The 24,293-nt window shown below is 68.6% G+C and carries 22 protein-coding genes and 1 pseudogene; 17 read left to right on the plus strand and 6 right to left on the minus strand.

The annotated features are described in order from the left end of the window. Positions 1-37 precede the first annotated feature (37 nt). The 5 genes from OHA03_RS29830 (at position 38) to OHA03_RS29850 (ending at position 4,114) form a co-directional block, all read left to right on the plus strand. On the plus strand, positions 38-853 hold the full coding sequence (locus tag OHA03_RS29830; RefSeq protein WP_267006826.1) for an ABC transporter ATP-binding protein: 816 nt from the start codon (positions 38-40) through the stop codon (positions 851-853). Continuing rightward, positions 843-1,706, plus strand: coding sequence for an ABC transporter permease (locus OHA03_RS29835; RefSeq protein ID WP_267006827.1), 864 nt, complete (start codon positions 843-845; stop codon positions 1,704-1,706). Before OHA03_RS29830 ends, OHA03_RS29835 begins: the two co-directional genes overlap by 11 nt. 95 nt (positions 1,707-1,801) lie before the next feature. Then, positions 1,802-2,845 carry an ABC transporter substrate-binding protein gene (locus tag OHA03_RS29840; RefSeq protein WP_267006828.1) on the plus strand — a complete coding sequence of 348 codons (1,044 nt, stop codon included), beginning with the start codon at positions 1,802-1,804 and terminating at the stop codon, positions 2,843-2,845. Between the two features lie 184 nt (positions 2,846-3,029). Further along, complete coding sequence (locus tag OHA03_RS29845; protein ID WP_267006829.1) at positions 3,030-3,494, plus strand: hypothetical protein; 465 nt, start codon at positions 3,030-3,032, stop codon at positions 3,492-3,494. Between the two features lie 110 nt (positions 3,495-3,604). Then, complete coding sequence (locus OHA03_RS29850) at positions 3,605-4,114, plus strand: DUF664 domain-containing protein (protein WP_267006830.1); 510 nt, start codon at positions 3,605-3,607, stop codon at positions 4,112-4,114. A 72-nt stretch (positions 4,115-4,186) separates the two neighbouring features. On the opposite strand, the gene OHA03_RS29855 is transcribed toward OHA03_RS29850, so the two are convergent. From OHA03_RS29855 to OHA03_RS29870, 4 genes are all read right to left on the minus strand, one after another. Further along, on the minus strand, positions 4,187-5,152 hold the full coding sequence (locus OHA03_RS29855; protein ID WP_267008206.1) for an aldo/keto reductase: 966 nt from the start codon (positions 5,150-5,152) through the stop codon (positions 4,187-4,189). 89 nt (positions 5,153-5,241) lie between these two features. After that, the gene (locus tag OHA03_RS29860; RefSeq protein WP_267006831.1) at positions 5,242-6,504 is read right to left on the minus strand and encodes an alpha-L-fucosidase; all 1,263 of its coding nucleotides are present in this window, start codon (positions 6,502-6,504) and stop codon (positions 5,242-5,244) included. 304 nt (positions 6,505-6,808) lie between these two features. Next, positions 6,809-7,876: a substrate-binding domain-containing protein gene (locus OHA03_RS29865; RefSeq protein ID WP_267006832.1), complete on the minus strand. Its 1,068-nt coding sequence runs from the start codon at positions 7,874-7,876 to the stop codon at positions 6,809-6,811. A 169-nt stretch (positions 7,877-8,045) separates the two neighbouring features. Next, on the minus strand, positions 8,046-9,446 hold the full coding sequence (locus OHA03_RS29870; protein ID WP_267006833.1) for an amidase: 1,401 nt from the start codon (positions 9,444-9,446) through the stop codon (positions 8,046-8,048). A gap of 172 nt (positions 9,447-9,618) precedes the next feature. On the opposite strand from OHA03_RS29870, the gene OHA03_RS29875 reads away from it, so the two are divergent. The 10 genes and pseudogenes from OHA03_RS29875 to OHA03_RS29920 all read left to right on the plus strand — a co-directional run bounded on the left by OHA03_RS29875 (position 9,619) and on the right by OHA03_RS29920 (position 21,605). Further along, entirely contained in the window at positions 9,619-12,063 is a 2,445-nt protein-coding gene (locus OHA03_RS29875) for a SpoIIE family protein phosphatase (RefSeq protein ID WP_267006834.1), read from the plus strand. A 255-nt stretch (positions 12,064-12,318) separates the two neighbouring features. Next, a complete protein-coding gene (locus tag OHA03_RS29880) occupies positions 12,319-15,063 on the plus strand; it encodes a right-handed parallel beta-helix repeat-containing protein (RefSeq protein WP_267006835.1) in 2,745 nt (914 codons plus the stop codon). A gap of 225 nt (positions 15,064-15,288) precedes the next feature. Continuing rightward, positions 15,289-15,648, plus strand: a complete 360-nt coding sequence (locus OHA03_RS29885) for a hypothetical protein (protein WP_267006836.1) — start codon at positions 15,289-15,291, stop codon at positions 15,646-15,648. A gap of 42 nt (positions 15,649-15,690) precedes the next feature. Continuing rightward, a pseudogene (locus OHA03_RS29890) lies at positions 15,691-16,383 on the plus strand (amino acid permease); the annotation flags it as partial. Between the two features lie 16 nt (positions 16,384-16,399). Further along, positions 16,400-16,531 carry a hypothetical protein gene (locus OHA03_RS29895; RefSeq protein WP_267006837.1) on the plus strand — a complete coding sequence of 44 codons (132 nt, stop codon included), beginning with the start codon at positions 16,400-16,402 and terminating at the stop codon, positions 16,529-16,531. 48 nt (positions 16,532-16,579) lie between these two features. Then, positions 16,580-17,839, plus strand: a complete 1,260-nt coding sequence (locus tag OHA03_RS29900; RefSeq protein WP_267006838.1) for an arginine deiminase — start codon at positions 16,580-16,582, stop codon at positions 17,837-17,839. 123 nt (positions 17,840-17,962) lie between these two features. Then, entirely contained in the window at positions 17,963-19,201 is a 1,239-nt protein-coding gene (locus OHA03_RS29905) for a PP2C family protein-serine/threonine phosphatase (protein ID WP_267006839.1), read from the plus strand. Between the two features lie 105 nt (positions 19,202-19,306). Continuing rightward, on the plus strand, positions 19,307-20,485 hold the full coding sequence (locus tag OHA03_RS29910) for a low temperature requirement protein A (protein WP_267006840.1): 1,179 nt from the start codon (positions 19,307-19,309) through the stop codon (positions 20,483-20,485). A 71-nt stretch (positions 20,486-20,556) separates the two neighbouring features. Further along, positions 20,557-21,267, plus strand: coding sequence for a TetR/AcrR family transcriptional regulator (locus tag OHA03_RS29915; RefSeq protein ID WP_267006841.1), 711 nt, complete (start codon positions 20,557-20,559; stop codon positions 21,265-21,267). Between the two features lie 107 nt (positions 21,268-21,374). Beyond that, positions 21,375-21,605, plus strand: a complete 231-nt coding sequence (locus OHA03_RS29920) for a DUF6296 family protein (protein ID WP_267006842.1) — start codon at positions 21,375-21,377, stop codon at positions 21,603-21,605. A gap of 317 nt (positions 21,606-21,922) precedes the next feature. Here the strand turns inward: OHA03_RS29920 and OHA03_RS29925 are convergent, their stop codons facing one another. Then, positions 21,923-22,111 (minus strand): DUF6381 family protein, encoded by a 189-nt coding sequence (locus OHA03_RS29925; RefSeq protein ID WP_030973195.1) that lies wholly within the window; start codon positions 22,109-22,111, stop codon positions 21,923-21,925. Between the two features lie 141 nt (positions 22,112-22,252). On the opposite strand from OHA03_RS29925, the gene OHA03_RS29930 reads away from it, so the two are divergent. Beyond that, positions 22,253-22,945 (plus strand): ribonuclease H, encoded by a 693-nt coding sequence (locus OHA03_RS29930; protein ID WP_267006843.1) that lies wholly within the window; start codon positions 22,253-22,255, stop codon positions 22,943-22,945. 131 nt (positions 22,946-23,076) lie between these two features. Continuing rightward, positions 23,077-23,808, plus strand: coding sequence for a CDP-alcohol phosphatidyltransferase family protein (locus OHA03_RS29935; RefSeq protein WP_267006844.1), 732 nt, complete (start codon positions 23,077-23,079; stop codon positions 23,806-23,808). On the opposite strand, the gene OHA03_RS29940 is transcribed toward OHA03_RS29935, so the two are convergent. Next, complete coding sequence (locus OHA03_RS29940; RefSeq protein WP_267006845.1) at positions 23,774-24,223, minus strand: adenylyltransferase/cytidyltransferase family protein; 450 nt, start codon at positions 24,221-24,223, stop codon at positions 23,774-23,776. The two genes, OHA03_RS29935 and OHA03_RS29940, sit on opposite strands and share 35 nt — an antisense overlap. Positions 24,224-24,293 lie beyond the last annotated feature (70 nt).

Here is a 24,293-nt window from a genome sequence, read left to right on the forward strand (position 1 = left end):
TGCCGTCGTGCCCGGGCCGCCTCTAGCGTCCCGCCCCATGAACAGCGAAACCAGCCCCGCCATCGAGCTGCGGGGGGCGAGCAAAGCGTTCCGGACTCCGTCGGGGGCGCTCCACACCGCCGTACGAGATCTGGACCTCACGATCGGGCGCGGTGAGTTCGTTGCCGTGGTGGGACCTACCGGATGCGGCAAATCGACAACGCTGACGCTGGTCAGCGGCCTGGAGGAGCCCACCGAGGGGGAGGTGCTGGTCGCCGGTGAGCCGGTGAGCGGCATCGGCGACAAGGTCGGCTTCGTCTTCCAGCAGGATGCGGTCTTCCCCTGGCGCACCGTGCTGTCCAACGTGATGGCAGGCCCCCGCTTCCGGGGCGTGCCGAAGCCCGAGGCGAAGGAACGTGCCCGGGAATGGCTTGCCCGGGTCGGCCTGTCCTCCTTCGAGGACCGCTATCCGCACCAGCTGTCCGGCGGCCAGCGCAAGCGAGTCGCACTCGCGGCCACGTTCGTCAACGATCCCGAGATCCTGCTCATGGACGAACCCTTCTCCGCACTTGATGTGCAGACCCGGGCCCTGATGTCCGACGAACTGCTGGAGTTGTGGGCCGGGACCGGCGCCTCCGTCGTCTTCGTCACCCATGACCTGGAGGAGTCCATCGCACTGGCCGACAAGGTCGTGGTCATGACCGCGGGACCGGCCACCGTCAAGGAGGTCTTCGAGATCGATCTGCCCCGCCCGCGCAAGGTCGAACAGGTGCGTCTGGAGCCCAGGTTCCTGGAGATCTACCGGGAGATCTGGTCCTCGCTCGGCGAAGAGGTCCGCATCACCCGCGAGAGGGGTGCCCTCGATGTCGCCTGATTCCATCACCGCGAGCGCCGCCGTCACCAAGACCGAGCGGACCCAGGCCAGAGCGCGAGCCACCCGCAACCGCAAGTTCCTGGTGCTCGGAAGCCGGATCGTACTTCTCCTCGCGGTCATCGGGCTGTGGGAGTGGCTGGCCCGGACCGCGGTCATCGATCCGTTCAACTTCTCCATGCCGTCGAAGATCTGGGAGCAGATCCGCACCTGGGTCGTCGACGGCACCGCACAGGGCTCCCTGTGGGAGCAGATCTGGTACACGCTCTACGAAGCACTGCTCGGCTGGGTCATCGGTGTGATCGCCGGCGTGCTGCTCGGTATCGCGCTGGGCCGGATCCGCTTCGCCGCCGACGTTCTCGGCCCGTACATCAAGGTGCTCAACGCCCTGCCGCGCATCGTGCTCGCGCCGATCTTCCTGATCTGGTTCGGCCTCGGCCCCGCCTCGAAGGTGGCCTCAGCGGTCGTCCTCGTCTTCTTCCCCGTCTTCTTCAACGCGTTCCAGGGCGCCAGGGAGGTGGACCGCAACCTCGTCGCCAATTCCCGCATTCTGGGCGCCAGCAACCGCCAGGTCACCTTCCAGGTGGTCATCCCCTCGGCCACGTCATGGATCTTCACCAGCCTGCATGTGAGCTTCGGCTTCGCGCTCATCGGCGCGATCGTCGGTGAGTACATCGGTGCCACCAAGGGGCTCGGACTGCTGGTCGCCGCTTCCCAGGGCACCTTCAACGCCGCCGGCGTCTACGCCGCGATGGTGATCCTCGCGGTCGTCGCACTGCTTGCCGAAGGCCTGTTGACCTTCCTCGAGAAGCGGCTCTTCCGCTGGAAGCCGGCTGACGCCGACTCCGCGCGCTGACGTCTGTTCCACACACCGGCGCCGACTCCGCACGCCGGCGCCGCCCGCCATTCGAATATCCGATCGTTTCTTCTCTTCACGAGGACGTGAACCAGATGCGTACACTCACCCGGGTCTCGGCCGTCGCCGTCGCCGGCGCACTCGCCCTGACCACCCTGACCGCCTGTGGCTCCAACTCCGAGTCCAGCGGCGCCTCCGACGGCAAGAACGTCAAGGTCAAGATCATGGTGGGGGGCCTCGACAAGGTCATCTACCTGCCCGCGATGCTCACCGAGCGGCTGGGCTACTTCAAGGACGAAGGGGTGTCGGTCCAGCTCCTGACCGAGCCGGCGGGCGTCCAGGCCGAGACGGCCCTGGTCTCCGGTGATGTGCAGGGCACGGTCGGCTTCTACGACCACACCCTCGACCTCCAGGTGAAGGGCAAGCAGGTCGAGTCCGTCGTCCAGTTCTCACAGGCTCCGGGCGAGGTCGAGATCGTCTCCAACCAGGCAGCGGGCGACATCAAGTCACCGAAGGACTTCAAGGGCAAGAAGCTCGGCGTGACGGGCATCGGCTCCTCGACCGACTTCCTGACGAAGTACCTCGCCGTCAACAGCGATGTGCAGACCAGCCAGTTCACCCCCGTCGCGGTGGGAGCGGGTCAGACCTTCATCTCCGCCCTCCAGCAGGGCTCCATCCAGGGCGGGATGACCACCGACCCGACCGTCGCCACCATCCTGGACAAGAAGCTCGGCAAGATTCTCATCGACATGCGCACCCCCGAAGGCTCCAAGCAGGCGCTCGGCGGGCTCTACCCGTCCTCCAGCCTGTACATGCAGACCGAATGGGTCAACAGTCACAAGGAAACCGTCCAGAAGCTGGCCAACGCCTTCGTCAGGACGCTGAAGTGGATGTCCACGCACAGCGCGGACGAGATCGCGGCCAAGATGCCCGCCGACTACGCGCAGGGCGGCGGCAAGGCCCTCTATGCGCAGGCCATCAAGAGCACGCTGCCCATGTTCACCACGGATGGCGTCATGCCCGCGGACGGACCCGCCACCGTCGAGCGGGTCCTCAAGGCCTTCAACCCGAACCTGAAGAACGCCGAGGTCGACCTCGACAAGACCTTCACCACTGAGTTCGTCAAGAAGGCGAGCTGACCCCGGCCAGTCCGATCCCCCGAACGGCGGAACGCGCCGTACGAGGCTGATGCGATACGGACCGGCGCCCCGGCGAAGTCCGACGAGGCGCTTGACGGAGAGACCGACCTCTCCGTCAAGCGCCTCTGCCACCTTCTGGCTAAGGTCGACGAGGGGCCTGAGTACCAGATCGACGGAGGCTCCCATGACAGTGAAACTTGAAGCACGCGATGTGGCCCCGCGCCTCGCCACCGGTGTGTTCATCCTGAACTCAGGTCTGAGCAAGCTGAAAGCGGACCAGGAGACGGCGGCGGGCGTGCACGGCATGGCCTGCATCGCCTATCCGTTCTTGGAGAAGTTGGACGCGCAGCGCTTCACCCGGCTGCTCGCCTGGTCGGAGATCGCCGTCGGCGGGACGCTGCTCGCCCCCTTCGTACCGACCCGACTGGCCGGAGTGGCGCTCACCGGCTTCTCCGCCGGGCTTGTCGGTCTGTACCTGAGGGTCCCCGGAATGCGGGAGTCCGGCAGTCTGCGACCTACCCAGACCGGCATCCCGCTGGCCAAGGACTTCTGGATGCTGGGCATGGGAGTCGGATTCCTGGGCGCGCACGCACCACGCGGAGGCGAAAGCGCGACACGATGTCCGTGGCACCGGTGCCGACGTCACTGACGGGACGTCCTGCGCCGGGCCGACGGCCAGCGTCCGCAGCCCGCGAGGCACATGGCGTGCGGCGCGTGTCGATGGCAGGGGCCCGGCGCGGAAGCGGCGATGGTGTTCGCATGAACAGCGCAGACCTTTTGACGGACGCGTTCACACGAATCCAGGAAGCGGTGCACTCGGCGGTCGAGGGCCTTTCCGTCGACGACCTGCACGTCCGGCTCGACGACGGCGCGAACTCGATCGCCTGGCTGGTGTGGCACCTCACCCGGATTCAGGACGACCATGTCTCGGATGCGGCCGGTGTGCAGCAGGTCTGGTTCTCCCAGGACTGGGCCTCTCGTTTCGACCTGCCCTTCGACAAGGGAGCCACCGGATACGGGCAGAGCAGCAAACAGGTCGCGGCTGTCCGGGTGGGCTCGCCCGAACTGCTGCTCGGCTACTACGACGCCGTCCACGAGCAGAGCGTCGAGTTCATTCGTGGCCTCCACCCCAGGTCCCTGGAACGCATTGTGGATGAGACCTGGTCGCCGCCGGTCACCCTCGGCGTGCGTCTGATCAGCGTCATCACGGACGACCTGCAACATGTCGGCCAGGCAGCATTCGTCCGGGGTTCGCTGGAGCGCCGGTAGAAACGCTCACGGCCGGGCGGTGCGCGGGGGTGAGTCCGCGTACCGCTCGGCCCTGGCGACAGCGCCTGCGGATCACGAGTAGAAGTTGCGCTCCCACCGGTGCTTGGCCAGCACGGCGAGCTGGTCGGCGGTGAGCGGACGCCCGTCGCTCAGGGCCGTGTTGCGCTCGACGTTGCGTACGGAGCGCATTCCGGGGATGACGGTGGAAACCGCCGGCGAACTCAGTACGAACCGCAACGCATGCTCGGCGATCTCATCGGGAGCGATGCCGAGGTCGGCGACGATCGCGGCCACCCGCTGCTCGACCTGTGCCGGGCGGTCGTCGCGGAAGTAGCGGTTGCGCCAGTCGCCCTCGGGAAACGTCGTGCCGGCGGTGATCCGGCCGGTGAGACCGCCCTCGTCCAGCGCCACCCGCACGATGACACCGACGCCGTGCTCCTCACACGCCGGCAGCAGCGCGTCGGCGGGCGCCTGGTCGAAGAGGTTGTAGATGACCTGCACGCTGTCCACGGCGCCGCTGCGTACGAGTGCGAGTGCGTTGTCGGGCTGGTGGTCGTTGATGGAGACACCGAACAGGCGGATCTTGCCCTCCTGCTTCAGTTCCGCGATCGTCTCCAGCCAGTCACCACGGCCGACCCAGTCATCGCTCCAGACGTGGAACTGCAGTACGTCGAAGTGGTCCAGGCCGCCGGCGCGCAGACTGGTCTCCAGGCTCTTGCGGATGTGCTCGCCCGGGAACGTCTCGGCCGGGTCCAGACCGTCGGGCGCCGGCCAGGTGCCGTTCTTCGGCGGCACCTTGGTCGCGACCAGCACCTCGTCGTCGGCCCGCTCGCGGACGACCCGGCCGACGATTCGCTCGCTCTCGCCGTAGCCGCGCGCCGTATCGATGAAGTTCACGCCGAGGTCGATGGCACGGTGCAGGGCGCGTACGGATTCGTCCTCCGTGGCACCCACCCAGCTGGACTCACCGATGCCCCACGCGCCGTATCCGATCTCGGACACGGACAGTCCACTGCGTCCCAGCTCGCGGTAGCGCACAATCATCCTCCACGTCATGGTCCTCGTCCTGACCGAGCCGAGGCTTCTGCCAGGAATCACGTTGACAATAAGCGACTCGGGCGCCGGGGTCAGTCGGGTTTCGCCGCGGCCGGAGCTGCCTGTCCGTGGGTCGGTGGTGCAGGTGTCGCGGAGTGGCCGCAGTGGAAGCCGTTCACTGCTGCCAGAGCCTGATTCCCGCCCGTCAGCCGGATCTGGATCTCCCGTACGGTGACGGGCTCGAAGGCATGGAGGCGCCGGAGGCCGACGGTGCGGCCCTCGGCGATCACCCGTCCGTCGACGACCAGTTCATGGTGCGTGATGTGCTGGCCCTCGGCCAGGTTCTCGCGCAGTTCCAGGTGGTCGATACGGACAGGTTCGGCGAAGCGGGCGAGCACCCCGGTGCCGGTGTTCGTCAGCTCGCACGGGATCGGTGTGGCGAATCGGCGGGCTATCTCGCCGGTGAGGTCGAGGAGCCTGGTGCGGTCGGCGTCGTCGATCCGGCCCCGCCGGTCCGGGGGAACGTTGAGCAGCAGGCCCGCACCGAGACCGACCGAGTGGTCCCAGATGGTCAGGAGCTGGTCGCGGCTCTTGAGGGTGTGGAGGTCGTCGGGCTGCCGGAACCAGTTGGCCCGGATGGGCACGTCACATTCCGGCGGGAGATAGCGGGCCGTGTCGAGGGCGGCCGGTCCGTCGTCGTAGAGACTGATGTCGGTGGAGTCGGTGACGTACCGGCAAGGATCGCTTGCGAGGCCGTCCTCGTTCCCCACCCAGCGGATGGTCGGACGGCCCAGGTTGAAGACCATCGCCTGTGGCTGATGTTCATCGATGACCGCCATGACGGCGTCCCAGTCGTAGGTGCGGCCCTCGGACCCTGCCCCGTCGAACCACAGTTCGTACAGCGGACCGTAGTCGGTGCACAGCTCGGTGAGCTGGCGCAGGTAGAAGTCGTCGTACGCTTCGGGGTCGGCGTAGCAGTCGGCGTTGCGGTCCCAGGGCGGCAGGTAGAGTCCCAGGCCGATTTCCGCCTTGCGGCAGGCCCGGGACAGTTCTGCAACGACGTCGCCCCGGCCGTCCCGCCATGGTGACGCGGCCACGGAGTAGTCGGTGGTTCGGGTCGGCCAGAGGCAGAACCCGTCGTGGTGCTTGGCGGTCAGCACGACGTACTTGGCTCCGGCGGCGACTGCCGTGTCCACCCACTGAGCGGCATCCAGGTCGGTGGGATCGAAGGTGGCCGGGTCGAGGGTCCCGTCGCTCCACTCCGTGTTGTTGAACGTGTTGATGCCGAAGTGCAGGAAGAGCCCGAATCCGTCCTGCTGCCAGGCGAGTTGGCCTGGTGTGGGGATGATGGTCACGATGGTCCTTGAATCGCAGTTCGGTGACGGGAGGCGGCACGTCGGGGCGCCGCGTGGGCGGGCGGGGAGGAGTTGAACCGGCGGGGGAGTGCTTGGGTATCGGCGAGGGGTCCCCGCGAGGCGTGGATCAGCGCGGCTTCCTCACGCACCGTGCGATCGCAATGGTTCGCACAGGAACGATCGATGTCAATATCAAACAGACAATCGATCGCTAATGATCGGTAGCGGTCAGGAGAAAGTCGAACGCCACACATCTCAACCGGCCCCACGGCCGAGGAGTTGAGATGTGCGGCGTCCGGGGGTGTCAGCTGCCGGTGGAGTGACGGACGCGTAGCTCGGGCAGGACGAGCAGTCGGTGGCGGGCGGCGCCGGGCCGGTCGAGGCGGCGGACGAGCAGGTCGACCGCGGAGGCTCCGACCTCGTGCTTGGCCGGGGCAATGGCGCTCAGAGGGATGTCCGCGAGAGCGGCAACTTCGTCGTCGTAGGCCAGGATCGCCACATCGTCCGGTACCTTCACCGCCCCGGCGCGCAACCGCCGGAGCAGCGCGAGTGCCTCATTGTCCGGATGCACGATGACGGCATCGACCTGCCCGCCGGCCACGGCGTCGGCCAGCTCCTGGTTCGGCCGGTCGTAGCGGGCGTCGCCGGCCCCCCAGCTGCCCATGTCGAATACCAGCTCCTCCGGCGGCTGGAGTCCGGCGGCGCGCAGACCCGCCCGGTACCCGTCGATGACCCACGGCCCCGTGGGGCTGGGCGCGCGCACCAGGAGTGCGATACGGCGTCTGCCGATGCCGGCCAGGTGTGTGACGGCGAGGTGGGCACCGTAGGTGTGGTCGGACGCCACGTACTCGGCCGGGGACTCCGACGCCACCGGCCGCCGCTCCACCAGCACGACGGGTACCGGGAGTCCGCCGCACCATTCGTGGACACTGTCGTCGGACGGTGCGACGAGCAGCCCGTCGACGCCGTCCTCGACCATCTGCCGGGCGTGTGCGCGTTCCTCGTGCGGGTTGTACTCGGAGATGCCCAGTACCAGCCGGACTCCGCGGGCCGCCGCGGCCTCGCGGGCCCCCTTGATCACCTCGGGGTAGTAGTAGCCGGCCGAAGGCACGATCAGGCCGAAGGTGCGGTCCCGGCCCACCGGCTGGGGTGCGGTGCTTCCGCCGTCGGCCGGGGCGGTCTCCGCCCACGCGCCGGGAAGCATCGCACCGCCGTGGACCCGGACCACGAGTCCGCGTTCAGCCAGGATCTCGACATCACGACGGATCGTCACCGATGAAACGCCCAGCTCGGCTGCGAACTGTGTGACCCGCAGCGCGTTGCCCTCCCGCAGCCGGCGCAGGATCGCCTGATGTCGCTCCTCGGCATGCATGCTGGTGCTCCTTTCTCGCGACCGCCCTGTTCAGGCACAGCTTAGGGCGCCTCAGATCATTCATGCGCGTTTCTGTCCATACGATCAGACGCGCGTGAACCGTCTCTTCCTGAAGCTCCTGAGTGAAGAGGAGCGACAAACGACAGCTGTCGCCGACCTGAAGCCGGTGTCAGGCTTCTTCCGCGATCGGGGCCCCGGCGCTGCCCGTGGCGTCCGCGGCATAGCGCGGCGCGTGCCGCGGCCAGGGTTTGGCGGCTTCGATCTGCGCCGCGAGTTCCAGCAGGCGCTTCTCGCCGCCGGGCTTGGCGACGAGCTGCACCGCGACGGGCATCGCTTCGGCGTCCACCCCCACGGGGACGGCGAGCGCCGGCCAGCCCGCGATGTTCCAGGAGCCGAAGAGCGAGGCCGTGCGGGTGCTGACCGCCGAGGTGCGCAGCGCGCCGTGTTCGCCCCAGCGCTTCGCCTGCGCCGCCGGCCGGCTGAGCGCGGGCAGCAGCAGGACATCGATCTCCCCGAAGAAGCGTTCTGCGGCCTCGGTGCGCCAGCGGTCCCGCGCGTGGTCCCCCTGCAGGTGCACGGCCGCCAGCGTCCTGCCGATTGCGGCCAACCGCCGGGTGCTCCGGTCGAGTTCGGTGCGGTCGAGTCCCTCGGCGCTCTGGTGTGCGGAGGCGTACCAGGAGCTCAGCGACGCAGGTCCCAGCCATGCCGGGTAGCGTTGGGTGTGCCGGGCCACCGTGTGTCCGAGTCCTTCCAGCAGCCTTCCGGTTTCCAGCGCGGCACGGCGGTATTCGGCGGCGATCGCAAAGCCCGGCGATATCGACCGGACCGACACGCCGATACGCAGCGGCCCCGGTTCGCCGAGTTGCGCGAAGTCCGGTTCACCGGCCATCACGGCCAGTCCGAGGGCCGCGTCCTGCACCGTGGTCGCGATGGGGCCGTTCTCGACCAGGTCGAACCAGGTCGGGTCGTCCGGTGCGTGCGGCACGACGCCGCGCCCGGGCTTGATCCCGATGGTTCCGCAGCAGGCGCAGGGGATACGGATCGAGCCGAACCCGTCGTTGCCGTGCGCCAGGGGGACGAGACCGGCGGCCACTGCGGCCGCGCTGCCGCCCGAGGAGCCGCCGGGTGTGCGCTGCTCGTTCCAGGGGTTGCGGGCGATCCCGTAGACGCTGTCCGCCATCGGGACCAGGCAGAGTTCCGGCACGTTGGTCAGACCGATCACCACGGCGCCCGCCGCCCGCAGCCGCTCGACGATCACGTGGTCGGCGGAGCTGCGGTCCGGCGTGGTGGCAGCGGATCCGCTGCGGGCCTGCTCGCCCGCGACCGCGATGTTGTCCTTGATCGCAACCGGGACCCCTGCGAGCGGCAGGGAAGCGCGGTCGGTCCGCCGGTCCACCGCCTCCGCCTCTGCCTGCGCCTGCTCCGCCCGCACGTGCCGGAAAGCGGACAGGCCCGGATCGAGCCGGGCGATGCGGGCCAGATGCTGGCGGGTGACGTCGGCAGCGTCGGCCCGTCCTTCACGTACGGCGGCAGCGATGTCGACGGCGGTGCGGCCGGTCCAGTCGGTCATGGTTGATGAGTCAACCTTGCGCCGCCCGCGCCGCCAATCCCTCTGCACCCGTGTTACCGAACGGTAATCTCGTGCGGCATGGGGTGGGGAGCCTTTTGGACAAGTTGTGAGCGGGTTGCCGTGGAGGAGACTGGGAGCACAAGGACGCAGATGCAGGACGAGGCTGGTGGACATGGGTGCACCGGACGTCGAAAACCGCACGGACCGGCTCGACGGGCACACGATACGGAACTGGGCCCGGGCCGAAGTCGGCGTGCGAGGCGTCATCACAGGATGGAGCCCGGAAGCCGAGCAGTTGCTCGGATACCCGGCCGAGTGGGTGCTGGGCCGCCCAGCGACCGAGTTCCTGGCCACGGCCGAGGAATCGGCAGACGCCGATGGCGCCACGAGCGTGGTGCGTCATCGCAACGGCCGACCGGTGCCCTGCAGGATGTCCATCCGCCCTGTGGAATCGACTGGGACGGGAAGCGGTGCCGACGCGCGGTGGACGGTGACACTTGTCCCGACGGGGCCCCTGGAGTCGGATCTGGACCGGGCGCTGCTCGAGGCACTGTTCACCCGGTCTCCGGTGGGGCTCTTCGTGCTCGACCCGCAGTTGCGGCTGGTGCGGTTCAGCAGCGCTGCGGAAGGCATGCACGGCGCCCCCGCTGCGGGAGCGCTCGGCAAACGGCTGACCGAGGCCTGGCCCGACTTCAGCCCGGAGCTGGTGGAACGAGTGTTGGGCCGCGTGCTGGATACGGGTGAACCGGTGATGGGTTTCGAGAAACGCGGCAGGCCACCGGGGGATCCGGAGCACACGCACGTCTACTCGGTCTCCGCGTTCCGCCTCGAGGACGACGACGGCCGTGTCCTGGGCGTGGCTGACGCCGCGGTCGACGTCACCGAACGCTACCTCGCACAGGAGCGGCTGGCTCTGCTCGCCGAGGGCGGTTCACGCATCGGAACCGGACTCGATGTGATGCGCACGGCCCAGGAGTTGGCAGAAGTGGCAGTCCCCAGGCTGGCCGACAGCATCGGCGTGGAGGTTCTCGAGCCGGTGCTCATGGGCGAGGAAATATCTTCCGGCCCGGTGCAGCCCGGCGCTGTGCTGCGGCGGGCCGCGTCGCGGTCCCGGCGACCGGACACACTGCCCGGTGCCTACCCGGTCGGCGAGTCCAGCACTTTCCCGCCGACGTCACCGTCGTCCCAGGCTCTCGCGGACCTGCAACCGCGCCTGGTCAGCCCGCTGACCGCCGACAGCGAGTGGGTGCTGAGCGATCCCGTACGCGGCCGTCGGATGCTGGAGGAGAAGATCCACTCACTCATGTTCGTACCGCTGGTCGCCCAGGACCGTGCCCTGGGGATCGCCACGTTCTACCGTTGGGGGGAGCAGGGCCCCTTCCAGCAGGACGATCTCACGGTGGCCACCGAGCTCGGCCGCCGCACCGCGCTCTGTCTGGACAACGCCCGCCGCTACCTGCGCGAGCACGACTCCCTGATGGCACTGCAGCGCAGTCTGCTTCCGACGGAACCTCCCCGGAACAACGGGGTGGAGGTGGCCTACGAGTACGTGCACGGCGGGGCCGGCGGTGACTGGGTCGATGTCGTGCCGCTGTCGGGGGCCAGGGTGGCGCTCGTGGCAGGCAGCGTGCCCGGACGCGGCATGGAGACCGCCGCCGCCATGGGACGGCTCCGCGCGGCCGTGCACACGCTCTCCGATCTGGACCTGGAGCCCGACGAGATGCTCGCCCGCCTCGATGACCTGGTACGGCGTCTCGCCGACGAAGCCGGTCCCCGGCGTGACGGCAACGAACCGCCGCAGGAAGCAGGCTCCGACGCGCCACATGCCGGCTCGGGTGCCTGGTGCACCTTCCTCTATCTGATCTACGACCCCATCTCCCTGCGCTGTTGCGCGGCCGGCGCAGGCCATCCCGGCCCCGCTGTCGTCCACCCGGACGGGACAGTGATGATGCTGGACGTTCCGTCCGCCGCCCCGCTCGGCCTCCCCGGGCCGCCGTTCGGAAAGACCGAGGTGACGTTGCCGGAGGGGTCGGTGCTCGCGCTCCACACCAGCGGGCTCCTGCAGGCGCGCGGCGGCGACCCGGCAGAGGCCCGACTCGCAGACCTGCTCGCCCGGCGGTCCGGCTCGGTGCAGGAGACGGCCTGCATGCTCACCGAGGCGCTGGTTCCGGCGCAGGCCGACGAGGACGCCGCCGTCCTCGTCGCCCGTACACACGCACTGGACCCCGGGCGGGTCGCATCGTGGGACCTGCCGACGGACCCGGCCATCGTCTCCACGGCCCGGTCGCTCGTCACCCGCCAGCTCACATCATGGGACCTGGGCGAGGAGTCGTTCGCCACCGAACTCATCGCCAGCGAGCTCGTCACCAACGCCATGAGGCACGCCACGGCCCCCATCCGACTGCGCCTGATCCACGACCTGGTCCTGACCTGCGAGGTCTTCGACGGCAGCAGCACCGCACCACGGCTTCGACATGCCCGCACCACCGACGAGGGCGGCCGGGGACTGTTCCTCGTCGCCCAGTGCTCCGACCGCTGGGGAACGCGTTACACGCAGCAGGGCAAAACCATCTGGACCGAGCAGAAGCTGGTCCACGAGGCCGGGGAGCCGGTCTGAACAGCCCGTGTTCGCATGCGGCGTACGAGCAGGCCACCGTGTTCATCGGACGAACTCGTTGCATCCCTTGACGGTCATCCGATGACTCTCTACGTTTTCGGCTCAACAGTCCTACAGGGTGCCCGGAAGTCCGCATATACATTGGATGAATGATGCGGCAGGTATCCGACGAAACGTCAAGGAGCCCCTGTGAGCCGGAGATCGGAACCATCCCGCCCGTTCCGCCGATTGTGGGCCGTTGTGACATCGGCAGCCGTGAGCGCGGGTCTCACGCTGCTGCCCACGGCCGCCGCGCACGCCGAAGGCGTCGGAAGCGTGAGCCTGCATGTCTCCGTGGCCGGCAGCGACCGGGCCGCGGGAACGTCCGCTCGGCCGTTCCGGACGATCGAGCGGGCCCAGAAGGCGGCCCGTGCCCTGGCCCGCACGAAGCGGGTGGCGGTCCGGGTGGTCGTGCACGGCGGTACGTATCACCTGCAGCGCACGCTGACATTCGACGCCCGCGACTCCGGCAGTACCCACGCTCCGGTCAGTTACACCGCGGCGCCCGGGGAGAAGGTCGTCCTCAGCGGCGGCCGCACCCTCACCCCCCGGTGGCACGACCACACCGAGAAGATCAAGGTCGCGGACATCGGCGCGGGTCTCGACTTCGACGAGCTCTTCCTCGACGGCAAGCGCCAGATCCTGGCCCGCTACCCCAACTTCGACCCCGAACAGGCGATCCTGGGCGGCACGGCGGCGGACGCCATATCCCCGGCCCGGATCGCGAGGTGGAAGAACCCCGCCACCGGGCTGGTCCGCGCCCTGCACAACGGCATGTGGGGCGGGAACTCGTACAGGATCACCGGCGTCCATGAGGACGGTACGGCACAGCTCGCCTGGGTCGGCGACAACAACCGCGGCAGCGGCATGCACACCACGTACCGCATGGTCGAGAACATCTTCGAGGAGTTGGACGCGCCCGGCGAGTGGTTCTACGACAAGCCCGCGGGCAAGCTCTACTTCTACGCCCCCGAGGGCGCCGACCTGCCCACCGCGCGGATCGAGACCGCCGAGCGCGATGAACTGATCCGGGTCGTCGGCGAAGGGCCGGACAGACCGGTACGCCATCTCACCTTCTCCGGGTTCACCTTCACACAGACCCACCGCACCCTCTTCAACCACCTGTACGAGAAACTGCAGCTCGGCGACTGGGCCATCGCGCGGACCGGCGCGGTGTACCTCAAGAACACCGAGCACGTCGATGTGCGCGACTCACGCTTCGACCAGGTGGGCGGCAACGCCGTCTTTCTCGACGGCTACAACAGCAGGAACGCCGTCGCGGGCAATGAGTTCAGCCACTCCGGTGCCTCGGACGTCGCGATCATCGGCAACCCCGACGCGGTACGGGAGCCGTCCACCTGGGACGCCTTCCGTACGACCATCACGGACACCACACCGGGCCCGAAGTCCGAGAACTACCCGCGCGACATCGTCGTCCGCGACAACTGGATGCACGACAACGGGCGGTTCGAGAAGCAGACCTCGGGCGTACAGATGTCGATGAGCCGCCGGATCACCGTCTCCGGAAACACCATCCACGACGGTCCGCGCGCGTGCATCGACATCAACGACGGCACCTGGGGCGGGCACGTCATCGAGAACAACGACATCTTCAACTGCGTGAAGGAGACCTCCGACCACGGCCCGATCAACTCCTGGGGCCGGGACCGTTTCTGGCCGCTGGACGCCGGCGACGCCACCAAGAAGTCGTACGCGAAGCTCGACGCGATGGAGACCACTGTCATCCGGCACAACCGGATCTGGCACTCCTCGCACTGGGACATCGACCTCGACGACGGATCGTCGAACTACCTCATCGAGAACAATCTCCTGCTCAACGGCGGGGTGAAACTGCGCGAGGGCTTCCACCGGACGGTGCGCAACAACATCTTCGTAAACGGCGGGGCACACTTCCACGTCTGGTACGCGGACAACGGCGACGTGATCGAGAACAACGTCTTCGCCACGGACGACCCGTACGACCTGATCGGTGTCGACATGGCGAAGTCCAGGCCGGTCATCGACAAGAACGTCTTCTGGAACAACGGCAAAGGCGTCGCCGACATCAACGACGCCTGGCGGGCGGAGGGTCTGGACGTGGGCTCGGTGATCGCCGATCCGCAGTTCACCGGCAGCAACCCGTTCACGGACCCGAAGAAGCTCGACTACACGGTCGCGGCCGGTTCCCCCGCGCTCGGGCTCGGCTTCAAGAACATCGCGATGGACGGGTTCGGCAAGGCGGGCGCGCCCACCCCTCCGCCGCTGCAGTGGCGGGCCGCACCGGCCGATCCGTACGAATCCCTGGCCGAGCCGCTCCTCGGCGCCACCGCGACCCAGATCTACTCGGACGAGATCAAGTCGTCGGTGGGCCTCACCGACTACGACGGCCTCGTGCTCAAGACCGTGCCGGAGGATTCGTACGCCTACCGGAGCGGTCTGCGCGTCAATGACGTCATCCGGGAGATCAACGGCCGGAAGGTCACCGACCGGACCAGCTACTGGACGCCGTACAACAGGCTTGCGGCGGGCGGCGCGGTCGAGCTCGCGGTCTGGCGCAACCAGGCGGCCGACGAGGTCACCTTCGCCAAACCGTCCGGCACCGAGACGCTGAACAACACGTCGGGCGCCGTTCTTGCCGGAGACTGGAGCCTCTCGGTGAACCGCGGCGCCGGCGACCTGGCGGACGACGTCCACTACACGACGGCCGACGGAGCATCCGCCTCGCTGACCTTCCACGGCACCGGAGTCGCGGTCCTCGGTGAGAAGTTCTCCGACCAGGGCAGCGTCGAGGTCTTCGTCGACGGCGCGTCGCAGGGGTTGACGGACACCACCGCTGCCACGCGCCAGGTACAGGCCGAGATCTTCGGTATCGAGGGGCTGGCCGCGGGTGAGCACACCGTGCAGATCGTGAAGCGCAGCGGGCAGTACACCACGCTCGACGGTTTCAAGGTCACTGGCTGAGAGGAACGGCGGCGAGGCCGCCGACGGCTGGTCCCTGGGTCGTGAAGGGAGGGCGTCCCGTGCAACGGGGCGCCGGCAAGCCCTGGGGCACAGGGGCGCAGCAAGAGCCGCATAAAGTTCTAACTGGTGCAAAGCGCGACAAAGCTATTGAACGGTATTAGATTTCCGTCTCGATGGAAGTGCGGTGTTGCGGTCGGCGGGGCCCCTGTGTGAACCGGAGCTGATGTGGCGGACGATGACCATGCGGAGCGCGAGCGCGCGGTCCGGGTGCCTTCATCGGCTGCGGTCGTCCCCATTGTCGTGCCCGCCGTCCTGGCGGCCGGCACGCTCGCCCTGTTCGGTCTCGATGCTCTGGACGGGGCCGTCCAGGTGGTCCTGGCCATGTGCGCGATCACCGCCGCGCTCGTCGCCATGAAGAACGGTCACCGCCGGTCCGCAGTGCAGCGGGCCGGCCAGGGTGCGTTGTCGTACCCGCCGTACGCCGTCTTCGACCACGCGAGCCCCGCCCTGAGCGCGCTCCACGGAATCACCGGCTTCAAGATCGAGAAGACGGTACCGGTCACGGCCGGTCCCGCGGCCCACTAACAGTCAGTTCGTCCCTCACAGGGCGCGTCGACGAGGGAATTGATGACTGACTCCGACACCGGCACCACCCCGTCCACCGCGGCCGAAGGGCGGCCTGCGGTCAAGCTGACCCTGTTCACGCTGACGACGATGGTCGTCGGCTCGATGGTCGGCGCCGGGGTGTTCTCCCTGCCACGACGGTTCGCGGAGGAGACCGGGGTCGCCGGCGCGCTGATCTCGTGGGTCATCGCGGGCATCGGCATGCTGATGCTGGCCTTCGTGTTCCAGACCCTCGCGGTGCGCAGGCCCGACCTCGACGCGGGTGTCTACGCCTACGCCAAGGCCGGTTTCGGCGAATACCTGGGCTTCTTCTCGGCGTTCGGATACTGGGCCAGCGCGTGCGTCGGCAATGTCACCTACTGGGTGCTGATCATGTCGACGATCGGCGCCATCGCACCCGCACTCGGCGACGGCGACACGCTCCTCGCGGTCGTCCTGTCCTCCGTCGGGCTGTGGGCGTTCTTCCTGCTCATCCGGCGCGGGGTGAAGGAAGCGGCGGCCATCAACCGGGTGGTGACCGTGGCCAAGGTCGTACCGATCATGGTCTTCGTCCTCCTGTCCCTCTTGTACTTCGACCCGTCCGTCTTCGCGGAGAACTTCGGCGGAGCCGACTACGCCGGCTCGCTCTTCCACCAGGTCCGCGGCACCATGCTCGCGACCGTCTTCGTCTTCCTCGGCGTCGAGGGGGCCAGCGTACGCCCCGGCGACGTTCTTGTTCGTCAAGGCGAGGCGGGAGCAGAACAGGCGCCTGTTCTCGCCCGCCGAAGCGGTCATCTGCGCCGTCTCGATCGCCGGTGCCGTCGTGGGCGTGATCGCCTTGGCGGCCGGCTGGATCGAGCTCTGACCTGCCTCAGCCGTCCCGTCCCTCGCCCCATGCGGAAAGGCACACACCATGACCGACACACCCACGTCCGCGCCGGCACTCGGCGTCCATTCCGAAGTCGGCAGGCTGCGCAAGGTACTGGTCTGCGCGCCGGGCCTGGCACACCGCCGGCTCACCCCGACCAACTCCGACGACCTGCTCTTCGACGACGTCATGTGGGTGGAGAACGCCCAGCGCGACCACGCCGACTTCGTCGACAAACTGACGCAAGGCGGGGTCGAGGTCGTCGAACTGCACGATCTGCTCGCCCGGACGATGGCAATTCCCGACGCCCGGACGTGGCTGCTGGATCGGAAGATCACCGCGAACGAGGTGGGCATCGGGCTCATCGACGACACACGGGCCTTCCTGGAATCACTCGATCCGCTCCGGCTCGCCGAGTACCTGATCGGCGGTCTCGCCACCACGGACCTGCCGGACGAGTTCCGCTCCGGGTATGTCAGCCTGGCCCGTGATTCGACGGGGGCGCGCGAATACCTCATGCCACCGCTGCCGAACACGCTCTACACCCGTGACACCACCTGCTGGCTCTACGGCGGCGTGACCATGAACCCGCTCTACTGGCCCGCCCGGCACGGCGAAACCCTCCTGATGAAGGCCATCTACACCTTCCACCCGGACTTCATGGGCTCCACCGTGTGGTGGGGAGACCCGGAACTGGACTGGGGACAGGCCACGTTCGAGGGCGGCGACATCATGCCCGTCGGCAACGGCGTCGTGCTCATGGGCATGAGCGAACGCACCTCCCGCCAGGCCATCACCCAGGTTGCGGCCGCACTCTTCAGGGACGGCGCCGCCGAGCACGTCATCGTCGCGGGGATGCCCAGGCTGCGCGCGGCGATGCACCTGGACACCGTCTTCACGTTCGCCGACCGGGACATCGTGACGGTCTACCCGACGATCATGGAGGCGGTCCACACCTTCTCCCTGCGCCCCGGCGACAGGGCTCCTGGTGTCGACATCACCGACGAGGGATCAGCAGCGTTCGTCGATGTCGTGGCCAAGGCGCTGGGCCTGCCCGGCCTGCGGGTGATCGAGACCGGCGGCGATGTGTACGCCTCCGAGCGGCAGCAGTGGGACAGCGGAAACAACGCCGTGGCCCTGGAGCCCGGCGTCGTCTTCACCTACGACCGCAACACACAGACCAACACCCTCCTGCGCAAGGCCGGGGTCGAAGTCATCACCATCGTCGGCGCCGAACTCGGCCGTGGGCGTGGCGGCGGCCACTGCATGACCTGCCCGCTCATCCGCGAAGCCGTCGACTTCTGACACCGCCTCGTCCGCTGCGGACGATCTCTCACGCAGACGCTTGTGCTCCCCGGCCTGTTCCGTCGGCGGCACGGGCCGGGGCGTTGGGCACACCATGACGGCGGACACTGAGGCAGGCGGACCATGGCGGATGACGGGATCGACTACGCGGCGGTGTTCCAGGGGCTGCCCGGCATGGTGGCGCTGATGACCCCGGAGCTGATGTTCGCGGATGTGAACGAGGAATTCCTCCGCATGGCCGGGCGCACGCGCGAGCAGGTGATCGACCGGTACCTGTTCGATGTGTTTCCCGACAATCCGAACAACCCCGCCGCGACCGGCATGCGGAATCTGGAGGCGTCGCTCAAGCGAGTGGCGGCCACCGGCGAGCGGGACGCCATGGCGCTGCAACGCTATGACGTCCAGTCCCCGCAACGGCCCGACGAGTGGGAGGAACGCTATTGGAGCCCGGTCAACGCCCCGGTGTTCGGACCCGACGGGCGGGTGGTCCTGCTGGTGCACCGGGTGGAGGAGGTGACCGAGCTCATCAAGGCCCGCGGCGGCCACGGCACCGGCCGCACCCGCGTGCTGGAGGCCGAGCTCTACACCCGGGCCCGGGAACTGCAGGAGGTCAACGAACGGCTGCGGCAGGCCCACGCCCGGGAGCGTGAGGTGGCCCTCGCCCTGCAGCAGGCGATGCTGCCCGTCCCCGGACCGGTCGGCCGCCACCGCCCCGCCGTGCGCTACCGGCCCGCAGTCGGCTCGCTGAACGTGTGCGGCGACTGGTACGACCTGGTCGACCTGCCCGGCGACTGCATCGGCGTCGCCGTCGGCGACGTCGTCGGCGACGTCGCCGGCCACGGTCTTCGAGCCGCCGGCGTCATGGGCCTGCTCCGCAGCGCGCTGAGTGCGGCGTCCCGCGTCGCCGACGGCCCCGCCCGGGCTCTGGACGTCGTCGATCTGTACGCCCGTTCGGTCGACGGCGCCGAGAACACCACCGTCGTCACGACGCACATCGACTGGGACACGCACACCGTCACCTACAGCAGCGCCGGGCACCCCCCGCCCGCACTGCTGCACACCGACGGCACCGTGGAGTTCCTCGACCGGGCCACCGACCCCCCGCTCGGTGCCCGCCCGGACCTGGTTCACCGGCCCGAGGACGCCACCGCCTTCGCCGCGGGGGACGCCCTCGTCCTGTACACCGACGGCCTGATCGAACGCCGCCGCGAGGACATCGACGTCGGCCTCGACCGCCTCGCCGACTCCCTCGTCCGCCACCAGGGAGTCGACCCCGACCCCCTTGCCGACGCCGTCCTGCTCGAACTGCTTCCACCCGGCGGCGCCACCGACGACACCGCCCTGGTCATCGTCCGGCTCTGACCGTCCCCGCCGGCCGATTGCTTGCCACGCCCCCTTCCCGGACCATGCGCCGCGAGGCGTGGTCGCCTGCGTCGAGGAGCGGAACACCTGGCCCATGATTCCCTCATGAGTACACGTCAGCCGCCCGCCCAGCGGCATGCCTCCTGGATCGAGCTCTTCTTCGACCTGGTCGTCGTCGCGGGTGTCCTCCAGCTCTCGCACCTGTTGCACGACAGCCCGACAGTCGCCGACCTCGGCCTCTACGTAGTGCTCTATCTCGCTTTCTGGATCGCGTGGGTCTGCTTCACCGTCTACGGGAACGTCGAGGGAAGCCGAGCCTGGACACCCGGCTTCCTGCTGGGGATGTTCGGGCTGGCTGTCATGGTCGCGGCCGTTCCCCGTATCCGTACCGACCACGCCCTGGCGTTCGCGATCGCGTACGTCTTTCTGCGCTGGCTGTCCGGCCGGCTCTGGCGGCCCGGACAGGTCGTGGTGGACTGGCCGCTCGCCCAGGTGGGCGGCGGGACGCTGCCCTGGATCGTCTCGCTGTGGGTGGAGGCCCCGCTGCGGTACTGGCTGTGGGCTCTCGGCCTCGCGTTCGACCTGCTGATCATGCTCACCGCCTCGGGCAGCCGCATGCTCCGAGACGCGCAGGAACGGGTGCAGCGCGTCGTCAGGATGCGAGGGCACTCCGATCGGCTGCCGGTCATCGAGGCGGCTTACTCCGACGTGCCGCACATGGTGGAGCGGCTGGGCCTCTTCGTCATCATCGTGCTGGGCGAGGGGGTCGTCCGGATCACCTCGGCAGCTGCGGACACCGTCTGGGACGTACCCATGGCCGGCGTCGCGACCGGTTCATTCGTGCTGCTCGTCGCGCTGTGGAGCATGTCATTGCTGCACGGCTCCGGCGGCGTGCCGAAGCCCGGCCCGGACGACGTACCGGTGCGGGTCACCCTGACGCTGCACTGTGTGACAACCTGCACGATTGCTGTCCTGGCCGCAGGACTGGGGCTGGCCATCGCGCATCCGCACGGCCCCGCCCCGGACGAGGCCCGCTGGCTGCTGTGCGCGGGCCTTGCCGTGTACTTCGGTGTCGGGGTGCTGGCCGCGGCGGTGGCCGATGCGCCATGGGGGCAGACCCTCGCCTGGGCGCTCCCCTGCCTGCTGTTGACGCTCGCGCTCGCCGGATTCGCCGGCCACTTCGGTGCGGTGGGGCTGGTCTGGGGACTGGCCGCAGCGGTGGTCTGGCAGATCGCATGCGTGTCGGATGCGGGTGCCCGACTGCGCGTGCGGACCCACGCCTGACCCGCGCAGGCGCATTGTCATACACGTACAGAAAAAGCGGTAGCGGGGGAGGTGCGAGGGACAATGGAGACGTGTCGGGCGCAGAGAAGAAGCAGGCGGCAGGCAGGCGGTCCATGGGACGGCCGCGCAGGCTGGACCCCGACACGATGGTCGCCACCGCGCGTCGCATCCTCGAGGAGGAGGGCCTGGACGCCCTGAGCATGAGACGGGTGGCGAAGGAGCTCGGCAGCACGCCGATGGCGCTCTACCACTACGTACGCGACAAGGACGAGCTGCTGATGCTCACCCTGTCCGGGACCGCGGGCGCCCTGCCGCGCCCCGAACTGCCCGAGGACCCGCGCGCGCGGCTGCTCGCGGTCTCTGTGCACGCGCATGAGGTCCTCAGCCGGATCCCGTGGGTGCTCGACGTCCTGGCGCTGGGCGAACTCACCGACAGAGACGCCCTGTGGATGGTGGAGGAAATCCTCGACTGCGCCCAGAAGTGCGGTCTCTCCCCGGCCCGGGCGGTACGTGCCTGCTGGACGATATGGCAGTACATCTACGGCGACCTGATCTTCCGCAGGGCCGCCGCCCGCCGTGCGGAGCACCCGCCGAGCAGGCGTTACTTCCCTGAGATGATCACCGAGGAGGACGCGGATGAGCTGCCGCGGCTCACCGAGATCAAGGACCGGTGGCGCGCCTACGCCGCCGACTACACGGTCGCCGACGAACTCGACGCGATCATCGAGGGGCTGATCAGCCGAGGCACTCGCGGACCGGACGAGGCCGCGCTGCCGCCCTGAGGCTCATGGGCCTCCAGATGCTCTTGAGGCACAGTGCGCTGGGGTGGGTGACAATGGAAGGCGCAGGCAGCGGACTCGCCGCCGAAGATCGTTGGGCGGAGCCCCTCATGGATTACCCGGAAAGTTACGAGTTGGTATTTCAAGCATCTGCCGTCGAGGACGACGCCGTGATTGTTCGGCGGACCGCGCGGGAGGGGGCCGGCGGTTACCCCATCTACGAGGACGAGACGGGCATCGTACGCGCGGAGATCAGCGACAACGGCGAGGTGCGGATGATGGCCAGTGGCGGCCACCAGGTGCTCGGCTCACCGCTGGTTCGTGCGGTCAGCGAACACTGAGCAACCCCGTGCGTCGCGCAGAGCCCGTCTTCCCGGGTGGACCTTTTTGTTCGCACCCGTTACCTGGCAGCCCGTCAGATCACTGTCTTTGCGCGGGAATTCGACGAGCCGGTCGCCCAGCGGCGTGCGGTGGTTTCCTGGCGGCACATCAACCGCGTGACGCATGTCCGCGGCCGCGGCCGTGTCGCAGAGGTAGCGCTGAGTGAGCATGCTCCGAGTGGCCGACGGCGCAAGCCGGAACCAACGGCACAGGCCGATGGTTCGTCGCCCACTCATGGACAGAGCGGCGAAACCATCGGCCTGTGCGTGGTGCGGTCCTACTTGTGCGGGCGCGTCTCGCCGCTCATGTTGCTGAGCTGCTCGCTCTGCTCCTGCAGCTTCCGAGCCTTCTCCTCGAGCCGCTGACGCTGCTCGGGGTCGGTAGCGCGCTCCGCGGCCTCGGTCATGTGCTTGGCCTTCTCGCGCATCTGCTGGGCTCGGCCACTGGTTTCGCCTGCAACGCTCATCGTCACTCCTTGGACGCTAGGGAAGAGCGGGCTCCATCAGAGAACCAGCGTCGCGGGCTCTCCGCATTCCGAAGCGTTACGCTCCGTTACCGTCGGGGCTGCGCGGCCGTGGGCAGGCGTGACGCTGGCATGATCGGGGGCATGAACGAGCGCATGATCGCCGCGTGTGACGGGGCATCGAAGGGTAATCCGGGGCCTGCGGCCTGGGCATGGGTCGTGGCCGATGCCCAGGGGAGCCCTGAGCGTTGGGAGGCGGGGCCGCTGGGAACCGCCACCAACAACATCGCCGAACTCACCGCGCTCCAGAAGCTGCTGGAGTCCACCGACCCGGGCGCGGAGATCGAGGTCCGGATGGATTCGCAGTACGCCATGAACGCGGTCACGAAGTGGCTGCCGGGGTGGAAGCGCAACGGGTGGAAGACCTCGGCCGGCAAACCCGTGGCCAACCGCGATCTGGTGGCCCGCATCGACGCGTTGCTCAGCGGCCGGACCGTGAACTTCGTCTACGTGCCCGCCCACCAGGTGGACGGAGACCCGCTCAACGCACTTGCCGACCAGGCGGCCAGCGAGGCCGCCGTCGCGCAGCGGGCGGCCGGTTCCGCACATGGCTCCCCGCTGCCGACCCCCGCCCCTGCCAGGGCGTCCGGGAGCCGGAGCGGCGGTACCGCGGCGAAGAAGACGGACGGTGCGGCACGCCCCGCGCGCACCGGGGGCACCATCCGGGCCAGGTTCGCGGGGCGCTGCCACTGCGGAAAGCCCTACGCGGCCAAGGACATGATCGCCAAGAACCCGAACGGCTGGGGCCACCCCGAGTGCCGTACCGCGCCCGCCTGAGGCGGCCGTCTGCCGGTCCGACCCCGGGAGTAGCCCCGTAACAGGGGCTCTCCGTGCCATGATGCGGCTCCGACCGCAGCGTCCGCGGTGCTCCGCCGACGCTGCGGGAACGGCTGGACGCTGGGGGGCGTATGGGATCCACAGGCACGGTGTTGCGCGAGTTGCGCGGCGCACAGAAGACCGCCAAAGGTGTGTCGCTCTACTCGCGGTACGTGAACCGTCCGGCCGGGCGGGTGCTCGCGGCCGGCGCCTACCGATTTGGGCTGACGCCCAATCAAGTGACACTGGTCAGCGCGGGCTTCACCTTCGCCGCCATCGCGTCGGTGGCGCTGATCCGTCCGTCCTGGGGGCTCGCGGCCGTCGTGTACGCCGCTCTGGTGGTCGGCTTCGCCTTCGACTCGGCCGATGGGCAGCTCGCCAGGCTGACCGGGCGGGGCGGGCCCGACGGTGAGTGGCTGGACCATGTCGTGGACTGCGCCAAGATGATCCTCGTACACACCGCCGTACTGATCTCGTTCCACCGGTTCTTCGAGCTGCCCGGCGAGGGCTGGCTGCTGCTGCCGTTGGGCTTCCTGTTCGTCGCCGTGCTGACCTTCTGTGCCGGTCTGCTGCGCGAACAGCTCGGCAAGGCCGCCGCCCGCCCCGCGCCGCCCGGCAGCGCCACGGCCCCGGTGTCCCGGGTGCGGGCCGTGGCGCTGCTTCCCGCGGACTACGGGGTGTTCTGCCTGGTGTTCCTGCTGCTCGGAGACGAGGTCGCGTTCCGTATCGGCTATGCCGTACTCGCCGTCGTGCACGCGTTGTTCCTGGTGGCTTTCCTCGTCAAGTGGTTCAGGGAGCTGAAAGCGCTCCGGGCGGCGGGCTGACGAGCGTGTCCAGTGCCCGGCGCAGCTGGGTACTGGACGTATGCACGGTGTACGGGAAGTAGACGACCTCCACGCCGACTTCGGCGAAGTCGCGCTCGAGCCGTTTCCCCTTCTCGGTGCCCCGCCAGTCGTCCCCCTTGAAGATGACGTCGAACCTGACCTGCTGCCACGTCTCGACCTTGTCGGGCACGGTCTCGACGAACGCCGCGTCCACGTAACGCACGCTGCGGACGATCTCCAGCCGCTCCGGCAGTGGAATCACCGGCTTGTGGCCTTTGGCGAGCGCGGCCATCTCGTCCGAGACGACCCCTGCCACCAGGTAGTCGCACTGGCTGCGGGCGTGCCGCAGGATGTTCAGGTGTCCTACATGGAACAGGTCGTAGACCCCCGGCGCGTAGCCGACCCTGTGCACCATCCGTTCTCTCCCCCCACGGTGAACGTGACGTCCTTGTCCCGGATTCAGGTGTCCGGACATGGCATCCGGT

The organism is Streptomyces sp. NBC_00154, assembly GCF_026342835.1.
GTDB lineage: Bacteria > Actinomycetota > Actinomycetes > Streptomycetales > Streptomycetaceae > Streptomyces.

What these genes read in the sequence shown, in the direction of transcription:
- OHA03_RS29830 (WP_267006826.1), top strand. Translation starts at nt 38, where the DNA reads ATGAACAGCGAAACCAGCCCCGCCATCGAGCTGCGGGGGGCGAGCAAA.
- OHA03_RS29835 (WP_267006827.1), top strand. Translation starts at nt 843, where the DNA reads ATGTCGCCTGATTCCATCACCGCGAGCGCCGCCGTCACCAAGACCGAG.
- OHA03_RS29840 (WP_267006828.1), top strand. Translation starts at nt 1,802, where the DNA reads ATGCGTACACTCACCCGGGTCTCGGCCGTCGCCGTCGCCGGCGCACTC.
- OHA03_RS29845 (WP_267006829.1), top strand. Translation starts at nt 3,030, where the DNA reads ATGACAGTGAAACTTGAAGCACGCGATGTGGCCCCGCGCCTCGCCACC.
- OHA03_RS29850 (WP_267006830.1), top strand. Translation starts at nt 3,605, where the DNA reads ATGAACAGCGCAGACCTTTTGACGGACGCGTTCACACGAATCCAGGAA.
- OHA03_RS29865 (WP_267006832.1), bottom strand. Translation starts at nt 7,876, where the DNA reads ATGCATGCCGAGGAGCGACATCAGGCGATCCTGCGCCGGCTGCGGGAG.
- OHA03_RS29870 (WP_267006833.1), bottom strand. Translation starts at nt 9,446, where the DNA reads ATGACCGACTGGACCGGCCGCACCGCCGTCGACATCGCTGCCGCCGTA.
- OHA03_RS29875 (WP_267006834.1), top strand. Translation starts at nt 9,619, where the DNA reads ATGGGTGCACCGGACGTCGAAAACCGCACGGACCGGCTCGACGGGCAC.
- OHA03_RS29900 (WP_267006838.1), top strand. Translation starts at nt 16,580, where the DNA reads ATGACCGACACACCCACGTCCGCGCCGGCACTCGGCGTCCATTCCGAA.
- OHA03_RS29905 (WP_267006839.1), top strand. Translation starts at nt 17,963, where the DNA reads ATGGCGGATGACGGGATCGACTACGCGGCGGTGTTCCAGGGGCTGCCC.
- OHA03_RS29910 (WP_267006840.1), top strand. Translation starts at nt 19,307, where the DNA reads ATGAGTACACGTCAGCCGCCCGCCCAGCGGCATGCCTCCTGGATCGAG.
- OHA03_RS29920 (WP_267006842.1), top strand. Translation starts at nt 21,375, where the DNA reads ATGGATTACCCGGAAAGTTACGAGTTGGTATTTCAAGCATCTGCCGTC.
- OHA03_RS29925 (WP_030973195.1), bottom strand. Translation starts at nt 22,111, where the DNA reads ATGAGCGTTGCAGGCGAAACCAGTGGCCGAGCCCAGCAGATGCGCGAG.
- OHA03_RS29930 (WP_267006843.1), top strand. Translation starts at nt 22,253, where the DNA reads ATGAACGAGCGCATGATCGCCGCGTGTGACGGGGCATCGAAGGGTAAT.
- OHA03_RS29935 (WP_267006844.1), top strand. Translation starts at nt 23,077, where the DNA reads ATGGGATCCACAGGCACGGTGTTGCGCGAGTTGCGCGGCGCACAGAAG.
- OHA03_RS29940 (WP_267006845.1), bottom strand. Translation starts at nt 24,223, where the DNA reads ATGGTGCACAGGGTCGGCTACGCGCCGGGGGTCTACGACCTGTTCCAT.